The sequence below is a fragment of the Microcystis sp. M_QC_C_20170808_M3Col genome (genome assembly GCF_007095505.1).
In the GTDB taxonomy this organism is placed as follows: Bacteria; Cyanobacteriota; Cyanobacteriia; order Cyanobacteriales; family Microcystaceae; genus Microcystis.
The window spans coordinates 1-9,734 of the sequence record NZ_SFBY01000140.1 but is presented as its reverse complement, the minus strand read 5'-3'; the positions used below and the strand labels follow the sequence as shown (position 1 = coordinate 9,734).

General features: G+C 39.8%; 8 protein-coding genes. 2 read left to right on the top strand and 6 right to left on the bottom strand.

What is annotated here, in order from left to right; translation table 11 throughout:
• The first annotated feature begins 132 nt into the window (after positions 1 to 132).
• Entirely contained in the window at positions 133 to 3,255 is a 3,123-nt protein-coding gene (locus EWV84_RS06530) for a TIGR03032 family protein (protein WP_287077284.1), read from the top strand.
• Between the two features lie 148 nt (positions 3,256 to 3,403).
• Here the strand turns inward: EWV84_RS06530 and EWV84_RS06525 are convergent, their stop codons facing one another.
• On the bottom strand, positions 3,404 to 4,285 hold the full coding sequence (locus tag EWV84_RS06525; RefSeq protein WP_287077282.1) for a glutaminase: 882 nt from the start codon (positions 4,283 to 4,285) through the stop codon (positions 3,404 to 3,406).
• A gap of 12 nt (positions 4,286 to 4,297) precedes the next feature.
• Between EWV84_RS06525 and EWV84_RS06520 the strand changes: the two genes are divergently transcribed.
• Positions 4,298 to 5,524, top strand: coding sequence for a molybdopterin molybdotransferase MoeA (locus EWV84_RS06520; protein ID WP_287077280.1), 1,227 nt, complete (start codon positions 4,298 to 4,300; stop codon positions 5,522 to 5,524).
• Positions 5,525 to 5,557: 33 nt separating this feature from the next.
• On the opposite strand, the gene EWV84_RS06515 is transcribed toward EWV84_RS06520, so the two are convergent.
• The 5 genes from EWV84_RS06515 to EWV84_RS06495 all read right to left on the bottom strand — a co-directional run bounded on the left by EWV84_RS06515 (position 5,558) and on the right by EWV84_RS06495 (position 9,373).
• Positions 5,558 to 7,198 carry an MBL fold metallo-hydrolase gene (locus tag EWV84_RS06515; RefSeq protein WP_287077277.1) on the bottom strand — a complete coding sequence of 547 codons (1,641 nt, stop codon included), beginning with the start codon at positions 7,196 to 7,198 and terminating at the stop codon, positions 5,558 to 5,560.
• A gap of 24 nt (positions 7,199 to 7,222) precedes the next feature.
• Positions 7,223 to 7,345: a DUF8629 family protein gene (locus EWV84_RS06510; protein WP_002737208.1), complete on the bottom strand. Its 123-nt coding sequence runs from the start codon at positions 7,343 to 7,345 to the stop codon at positions 7,223 to 7,225.
• A 420-nt stretch (positions 7,346 to 7,765) separates the two neighbouring features.
• Positions 7,766 to 8,296: an HNH endonuclease gene (locus EWV84_RS06505; protein WP_286825475.1), complete on the bottom strand. Its 531-nt coding sequence runs from the start codon at positions 8,294 to 8,296 to the stop codon at positions 7,766 to 7,768.
• 22 nt (positions 8,297 to 8,318) lie between these two features.
• Positions 8,319 to 8,681: a hypothetical protein gene (locus tag EWV84_RS06500; protein ID WP_286825476.1), complete on the bottom strand. Its 363-nt coding sequence runs from the start codon at positions 8,679 to 8,681 to the stop codon at positions 8,319 to 8,321.
• Positions 8,678 to 9,373: a hypothetical protein gene (locus tag EWV84_RS06495; RefSeq protein WP_287077275.1), complete on the bottom strand. Its 696-nt coding sequence runs from the start codon at positions 9,371 to 9,373 to the stop codon at positions 8,678 to 8,680. The genes EWV84_RS06500 and EWV84_RS06495 overlap by 4 nt, the downstream gene beginning before the upstream one ends.
• Positions 9,374 to 9,734: the final 361 nt, after the last annotated feature.

The window sequence follows — 9,734 nt, the reverse complement described above, 5'->3', positions numbered from 1 at the left end:
TAATATGGACGTTTACGACCAGCGATGCTAGGGTCAAGCTGAAACATCTTTATCCTGTGTTTGAGGAGGAGGAATCGGGAGAATCTATTGCACCAAATTAGCTGAAACAGTCCACTACAGGCTAGACAACCGATGAATACACAACTATCAACTCCCAATACTAATCAATCTATCCCCGTAGAAATAATTGCTTCCCGTAACTTCATTGATTGGTTAGAGTCTCAGCAGATTAGTCTGGCTTTTACTACCTATCAAAGTTCTCGACTGATGTTTTTAGGAGTTAACCCTCAAAGGGGGATGTCGGGATTTGAGCGGATATTTGACCGCGCCATGGGTTTATATGCTACCCCAGAAAGGATTTATCTTAGTTCCCGCTATCAAATCTGGCAACTAGATAATGTGCTATTATCCGAACAGCTTTATGATGGTTACGATAAACTTTATATCCCCCGCATTAGTTATACTACTGGGGATTTAGATATTCACGATTTGGCAATAGAAAATCTATCTGAAAGAATTATATTTATCAGTACCATGTTAAATTGTCTGGCAACAGTCAGCGATCGCCATAGTTGTATTCCCCTATGGAAACCATCGTTTATTTCCGCTTTAGTCAATGAAGATCGTTGTCATCTCAATGGTTTAGCTTTGGTAGATGGGAAGGCGCGTTATGTTACCGCTTGTAGTCAATCAGATGTGGTGGATGGGTGGAGAGATAGAAGACAAACTGGCGGTTGTGTCATTGATATTCAGTCTAATGAAGTGATTGCTACTGGTTTATCTATGCCTCATTCTCCCCGATTTTATCAGGGTAAGTTATGGTTATTAAATGCGGGTACGGGTTACTTTGGTTATATTGATCAAGACAAAGGCATTTTTGAGCCTGTTACTTTTTGTCCTGGTTTTCTGCGTGGTTTAGCATTTGTCGGAAATTATGCCATTGTTGGATTATCTAAAAGTCGTGGGGGAGATAAGACTTTTTCGGGGTTAATCTTAGATGATAATTTAATGGCTAAAGAAGCAGAACCTCGCTGTGGTCTGCTAATTATTGATTTGAAAACAGGTGAAGTTATTCACTGGATACGCTTAGAAGGTGAAGTTACCGAACTTTATGATATACAAATCTTAGAAGGAGTTAAACGTCCCCAAGCTTTAGGATTTCAAAATGATGACATCAGTAAAATTATTACTCTCGATCCTATTTCTCCTTTAGTTGGAGGAAATATAGCAAATAATCAGCTTGATACTTCGCCAGCAGATACCCTTTATCAGCAAGCATACACCTTGCAAAAACAGGTTAAGCTTGAAGAAGCGATCGCTCTCTATCAACAATTAATTAATCAATCTCCCCAATATGCACCTGCTTGGCATCAGTTGGGGGTGATCATGGATAGTTTAGGACAAATTAATCAAGCTATTTTGGCTTATAAGCAAGCTTTATTGATTAATCCTAATTATGCAGAAGCTCACAATAATTTGGGAATAATAGCAGTTAGCAAGGGAAATTTAGACGAGGCAATTATTTGCTTTAACAAAGCTATTTGTGGCAATCAAAACTATGCTTTTGCTGATAATAATTTAGGTTTAGTCTTACAAATGCAGGATAAGTTAGGGGATGCCAGGGTCAAGTTTCAAGAAGCAATCAGGAAAAACCCTAATTATTCAGAAGCACACTTTAATTTAGGCAATGTGTTACAACTACAGGGAAAGACTGAAGAAGCGATCGCTTATTTTCAAGCAGCAATTAAGCTTAATCCTAAATACATTAAAGCTTATAATAGTTTGGCTTTAGCTTTAGGAAGACAGGACAAAGTAGAAGCAGCTATGAGCGTATTTAAGCAAGCTTTAGCCATTCAACCTAATTCATTAGAGGCTTTTGCTTGCTTATTTTCTATGAAGGAAATGACTTGTAATTGGAACACAAGAGAAGCTGATTTAATCCAACTTTGGCAATTAACCGAAAAACAGTTACAAGAGGGAAAATCTACCGCAGTAACTCCCTTTGATACCTTATATAAACCTTGGTCTGCTAGTCAACGGTTGAAAGTAGCTTGTAACTATGCTCAAGAGGTTAAAAGACAATTAGCCTTAGGGACTAAATCCCTCAACTTTAACCATTCCCGCACCCGATCTGGACGATTAAAAATAGGTTATTTATGCCATGATTTTCGTAACCATCCCACCAGTCATTTGATGCAAAGTGTCTTTGGTTTACATGATCGCAATAACTTTGAAATAATTGCCTATTCCTATGGTCCTGATGATGGTAGTGAATATCGTCGTCGCATTGCTAATGATTGCGATCGCTTTTATGATATTGCTACTTTATCAATTACGGAATCTGCACAACGGATTTTTAATGATGGGGTGCATATTTTAGTTGATTTGATGGGGTATATTGATAAGGCGCGGACGCAAATATTGGCTTTAAAACCTGCACCGATTCAAGTTAATTATTTGGTTTATCCGGGGACAATGGGAGCAGATTTTATCGACTATATTATTAGTGATGCCATAGTTACCCCACCGGAATCTGCTGATAATTTTACTGAAAAATTAGTAATTTTACCGGATAGTTATCAGGCTAATGATTATCAACAAATTATATCATCTAAACCTGTTACTCGTTCCCAGTATGGTCTTCCTGAATCGGGTTTTGTCTTTTGTTGTTTCAACCATACCTATAAAATTGAGCCGCAAATATTCACTGTATGGATGCAAATTTTGGCTAATGTTCCCGGTAGTGTGTTATGGTTATTTTCGAGAGTAGCTGAAGCTGAAGCAAATCTACGTCGGGAAGCACAAGCGCGAGGAATTGAGGGTGATCGCTTAATTTTTGCCCATCTCGAACCGAAGCCGGAACATTTGGCGCGACATCAACTAGCTGATTTATTTCTTGATACTTTATACTATAATGCTCATACTACTGGGAGTGATGCTTTATGGGCAGGTTTACCGATTATAACTTGTCCAGGTACAACTTTTCCTTCCCGTGTTGGTGCTAGTTTACTGACAGCTATTGGCCTACCTGAATTAATTACTAAGAATTTAGAGGAGTATAAAAATTTAGCGATTAATTTAGCAAAATCTCCTGATAAATTGCAGGAAATTAAACAGAAACTAGCACAAAATCGTCTTACTTATCCGTTATTTGATACCCTTCGTTTTACCCGCAATTTAGAAAAAGCTTATAGGACAATGTGGGATATTTATGCTGCGGGAAAATCACCAGAGATGATCAGGATAGCCAATTGATCACTGGAATTATCAGGGTAAGCGCATCTTAACAATCCTTGACAAAATCAACTTTATCCCTCCCAGTTTTCACGGTACTTGGCAAGAAAAATCAGAAAAAGTATCGGTATTGTTTTGAGGAATTAAAGCTTATTTTCATAGATTAAATTTACTTGACAAAATGACTTATATGTGTTAGTAAATTAAGTCCTAAAATTGAATTACCTTGCTCATTTAACAGAGGACTATAACAAGCAATAACGCCCTGTTCCGGTACAATTGATAATAACGCCCCACTGACTCCCGATTTAGTGGGAAAACCCACCTCAAGGGCGAATTGTTGGGAAGCTTCGTAGAGTCCACAATTAGTCATAATTTCTAGAATAATTTCACCAAAAGGAGCAGCTAAAATCAACTTACCTAAATTAGCAAGATCGGCAATTTTTCCAGATAAACAACAGATTCGATTGTAGGTTTCTAGGGCTAAATAACGATGACTAATATAACCATTTTTTTCTAATTCTAAGCTTAAAGCTTGATTGTGTGCCTTAGGATAGGAGTGAACAGACTCAAGCACAGAATGATCAAGAAATAATTGACAATTACCCATTTCATTTAACCATAAAAGCAAATTTTCACAGCGAGATTCTGGCGTTTCTCCTGCTAATAAATCCGCCAAAGCGATCGCGCCACTGTTAATCATAGGATTACGGGGAAAACCGCGATCCTCTTGCAGTTGAGTTAAGGAATTAAAAGGATAACTAGAAGCTTCTTTTCCCACGCGACGAAAAACAGCATCTTCCCCTAAATGAGTTAAAAGATATAATAACAAAAAAGGTTTAATCACACTCATCAAAGGAAAAGTTACAGTTTCATCTCCCCAAGACAAAATCTCCCCCTCAAGACAGTGAATCTGGAGAGCGAAAACCTCGGTATTAACTTGGTTCAAAACCGGTATATAATAGGGAGTCTGACCCTTCAGATCCGATAAATGCACTTCCCCGACCCAAGCTTGTATATCTTCCACCCTTAATCTAGCTAATCGGTTCATTTTTTTTAATCCATGTACTCAGTCAAAGAAGCAGAATCTATAATTTTAACTCAAATTCAACCCCGACAAGAAACAGAAAAAGTTTCTCTAGAGGCAGCTTTTGGGCGCATTTTAGCCGAAGATATCAGCAGTGATTTAGACTTTCCCTATTGGGATAATTCTGCTATGGATGGCTATGCTGTCCGCTACGAAGATGTCAAAGACACTAATCCAGAAAATCCTGTTACTTTAAAGATTATCGCCGAAATACCCGCCGGCAAAGTCCCCGAAAAAATTATTCAACCCGGAGAAACAGCCCGAATATTTACAGGAGCAATGTTACCCGCCGGCAGTGATACGATTATTATGCAGGAAAATACTGACAAAAAAGGCGAGCGAGTGGCGATTCTTATCCCTCCCGAAAAAATAGGTCTTTTCGTGCGTCAACGCGGCACATTCTATCGAGCGGGAAATACCTTATTAAAAGCTGGTATTGCTCTTAATTCCCCAGAAATAGCGGTTTTAGCCACGGCACAAGCTACCGAATTAACAGTGTTTTCCCGTCCCCAAGTGGCAATTTTCTCCACGGGAGATGAATTAATTAATCCCGATGAAACCCTCCAAAAAGGTCAAATTATTGACTCGAATCGCTACGCTTTAACCGCATTTGTCGCCAGTTTAGGGGCAATTCCCAGACCCTTAGGTATTATCAAAGATAATCCCGATCTTCTCAGAGAAACGATCAGAAAAGCAATTAATTCTAGTGCTATCGTCCTTTCCACCGGCGGTGTTTCCGTAGGAGATTACGATTATATCGAGGGAATTTTAGGGGAATTAGGGGGAAAAATTCTGATTGGCAGCGTTGCTATTCAACCGGGTAAACCCCTAACCTTTGCTACTTTTCCTAACGGTTGTATTTACTTTGGTATCCCCGGTAATCCCGTCTCTGCTTTAGTTTGCTGTTGGCGCTTCGTGCAAATGGCCATTAAAAAATTATCGGGATTGACAGATTATCAGAACAAATTTCTGCGAGTTGTCACCCGCGATACTCTCAAATCTAAGGGACAAAGAGAAGTTTATCTCTGGGGAAAAATAGAAATTATCGAGGGAGTTTATCAATTTCAACTCGCTTCCGGACAACACAATTCGGCTAATTTAATTAATTTAGCGGGTACTAATGCTTTAGCCATAATTCCCCAGGGTAAAACTACTATACAAGCGGGAGAAACAGTAGAAGTTTTGACTGGACTTCCCCTTTGAGAGCCAGTTTCAGATTTATTCAGCAAACCCTAATTATATATTGGCTTCAAAAACGGGACAATAGCCTTCGGCAACCACTTTAAAACCGTAGAGGGGAGAAGCGGGATTCCAACAGCGCTGACTTTTGTAGTGGACACAGACACGACAGCAATCCATCTCCTCTAAAGCTTTGGTGATGCGATTGGGACTCTCGCTTAATAATTCCCGTTGGGAGACTCCCCGTAATAATAATTCTTCCCCTTGCCAGCGCGCTTCCACCAGTCCCGTATCGGCGAAATTACTCCACCGGGGATCCCGGGTGATCGGCTCTGGTAAGGTGATAGTGACGATCAAATCCGATTCATTTAATTCTCCCTCATAGTGACTGGGGGCCGGGGGTGTCGGTTGCATAAAGCGATCGCCAATAGGCAATTCCACCAGAGTTCCCACGGCCGGAGAATGGAGTTGATAACGGCTTTGTAATTCTTCTAAACTGGTCAAATCCGCTAGATATAGGGGCGAGCCATGGACGAACATGATATGCTGTGGTCGCAGGTTATGGATCAGTTGGGTGGTGTTGCGACTATCGCTATGTTCGGCCAGTAGATAGGTTTCTTGGCTAATTAATCGCGAACGCTGTGCCGCTTTTAATCGGGGATTCTCCAGGTTGATATCGTGCAGGTGTTGGGGAGCTAACATTAACCAAGGTTTATCCCCTTGCAGATATTTACTCACCTCCTCTAGGCGATCGATTAGTAGAATTATCGGAGTGGTTCCCCCTAGAGGTGTCGGTTTTTCTGGCAACCTTCGCAACCGGGGACAGATGCGCTCATCCCAAAATAAGGGCTGATGTTTGGCAAAATTCTGGACAGATGCGGGAAATTGTGGTAAAATTTCTAGGTAGGCATCGCAAGCTTTAGCGATCTTGCCCCCAACCCAGATATCAATGTCGCGGCCTGTGAATTGGTGGTGCGACCGCAGTAATTTTAAAATTTCCTGACCCAATCCCAAAGCGGGGACGGGTAGTAAGACATTTTGCCCCTCAGCGATCGCCTGATAGATGCGATTCATCAACTGTTTTTCCTGCTGTCGTCGGTGGGGATGGCGTTCTGTGCCGTAACTGCCTTCAATAATCAGCACATCGGGGGATACTCCCCGCAGCAGATCGATCGATAATCCTTCCACCAGTTGAAAATTAGACAGGGAAAAATCGCCGGTATAGAGGACTTTATAGGTGCGTTTGGGGGTTTTGTAGGTGAATAGGACCACGGCGGCCCCAGGGAGGTGGCCAGCTGGAAAAATCTCGACGGTGAGATCATCAAAGAGAGTGATCGGCGATCGCCATGGCCAACCCTGACAGAAACTGCCGATTTCCTCGGCAGCATCCGGCCATTGTAGGGGCAGCAGTTGTACTGTCACCTCACTGGCATAAACTGGCAATTGGGGATAGGTCTGATGGAGAGCCATTAACCCACGGATGTGATCGCTGTGGGCATGACTACAGAACACCAGATCCACGGGGGGTTTTTTGTTTTGGGTCAGGGGTTGCATATCGGCCAAACCGCAATCTAAAAGTATGCGATAGGGACCGATTTTCAGTAGGAGACAAACCCCTTCTGATGCGTGACCGACACCAAAAGGTAAACAGGATAAAAGGGATTTTGACCCCCAGACGGCAGTAGAGCGTTGAACCATGGCAACCCTGATCATGATGACTGGTTAGTGAGCGGAACCATTGCCATCGTAGTTATCGCTATCGTAAAAACCGTTGCGGGTGCCGAAAAAGAGACAAGAGACAGTGAATACGGCCGTCAATGCCAACAAGATTAATTTGATGTCCATATAATTAGTGCAACTCCTCAGAGGGTATCTCCCTCATAGTAACCTAACTTTTTCGGTTGTTAGCAGCTAGGTTTCGGATTTGTCCCTGGGCGCTCACCCTCTTTTAATAGTTAAACTTGCCAGTAATTTGTGATAATTTCACCAAAAACTACTGATAATTATCTGAAAAACTAGCATCTTTTGTCATAATAGTCAAGAAAATTTCACAAAAATTTAGCCTGACTTTAAATTCGCCTTTGCTAAAGTGCGACGTAATGATAGGTGTAAATTGTCTCTTTTAGACCTAAGGCAAAAGCAAACAAGTTATTCATTTTGACTCAGATTAGCTCAATTCAATTATAGTGGAATTTTACTATGAGTTTTCGATTAGAGTTGAAGGCTATTTAATCAGATTATAAACTTAATTAAAGTTTATTAAAATTAAAATTTGTTAAACTCTGCTAAGTCATTGGTCTTTTCAAGAAGAGGATAACGAAGTGCTGTTTCATCGACTAGGCTAGATAAATACTCATAAGTGTGACGAAGTTCATAGGCATTATCATCACTTTTTGCTTGGTTACACTGCCAGCAGACCAGTTGTAAGTTGTCAAAATCAAACATTTTTTCGGGACAGCGAGCTTTATTAATTATATGATCGATAGTGACATAATTGGGATGAAAAAATATCTGATTGATTTGATTAATAACTTTTTCCCCTTGAGAATTATTATATTCGTAACCCCTTTTGACCGCTTCTGACTGAGAAGAAGTTTTAAATTCTTCGCCATGTTTCATCTTTTTGCCACAAAAAGGACAGGGTTTTTCTTTGGCCATTGTTCGATATTGATTCGGGCTAATTAATCCTTTTTGGGGATGTTCGATAACTGCTAGATGTTGATTAGCATTCCAGATTTCTGCAATTTCATCGGAGCTATATAATTGAGACAACTTTGATTTTGATATTTTAGTCATGGCAGTACATCATAAATAATAATCATAATAAAGGATATTTAGCCAAAGCTTTATCTGCTATTTCATGCAAATTTTTAGAGATTTTTTCTAACTCTTGTTTTCCTTCCTCAGACATTTTTTTGGCATTTTCAGACTCAATAATTGCTAAATCAATGGCTTTGACAAGACTTCCCTTATTTAATTCATGCTCAAATAAACTGACAACTTTATAAGTATTATTTTTAAAATCCTGAAGAAGCTCCCAAGAGCTTTTAACCTTTCCCCAGCCGATATTATAATAGCCCTTTTTTCTCGCTTGTCTTTGTTGCTCTGGGGAAAGACCATGAAATACTTCACTATTTCTTTTTTGCCATTGGCGATAGCTCATTTCTTTTAGTAAATTCATTGCTTCAGTTCCTGGTCATCTGCAAAGTAACGAGTGATTTCTTGCCACTTTTTATCGCCATAGTTATTAATAATATATTTTTTAATATCCCCCAGTTGTCTTCGTAGTTTATCATTAGTTTTTTCCAGAGATTCAACTGTAGAGATTGCTCGCTCTTTTATTTGTGTAATCCCATCCTGTTGTTGCTGAATAGTATTTTTTAGATCGCTCACCGCTAGATTATAACTGTCTTTATGAACTAATTCCTTTTCCAGTAAAGCCTGTTGACGTTCCCGGGCAGTTTTAGATAGACTAGCCTTTAACCATTGACCTAAACGATAAATCTCAGATTGATCAAAGTCTAATAAATCTTGACGTAACTGCTCTAATTTTTGTAGCAATTCATTAACTTTTTCTTGCCAATAACTGACTTCTTGTTTAAGCTCAACATTCTCGTTGTATAAATTCTGATTACTTTTTCCTAACTGTTCAATTTTGCCCTCGTGTCTGGATATTTGCAAGGACTGATTTGAATTAACTTTGGCTCTATCATTTCGTTCTTGTATGATAATCTGGAACAATTCCGCCGCTACAGGATCATCAAGATGTTCTACAATCCATTCTAGATGACGTGCTTTTAACCTATCGATCAAATAGCCCTTAATTTCTATGTGTTGTTCTTTCAATATAGCTAGATTAGATTGAATGGTCATGACCGTAATTCTGACTTTAGTAACTTAATCTATAGTTATTTTAATACAAGTATAAGCTTTTGGAAAAAAGCAATCTTATTCGGTCATAGTAGTTTTGCCTGTTTCTGGGAATCAACTCGGACTGGGTGAAGAAACAAAGGAAAACGGAAATTTTGCCGATCTAGGGCTGGCCTTTGCTATAAGTGAGCTATATAGCGCCTCCTTGGCTAGTGAGGAAATTCTCAAACGCTAAAGCACAGAGCTTACCGAAATTTTGGGTTAAAGCCCCGTCCTTTTAGGACGGCTTTTTAAACTATAGCTTGTTAACTTAACTTTTATTGTGCTATACTGATTTTGTCTAAGTACCCCCTGCGTAAAATGT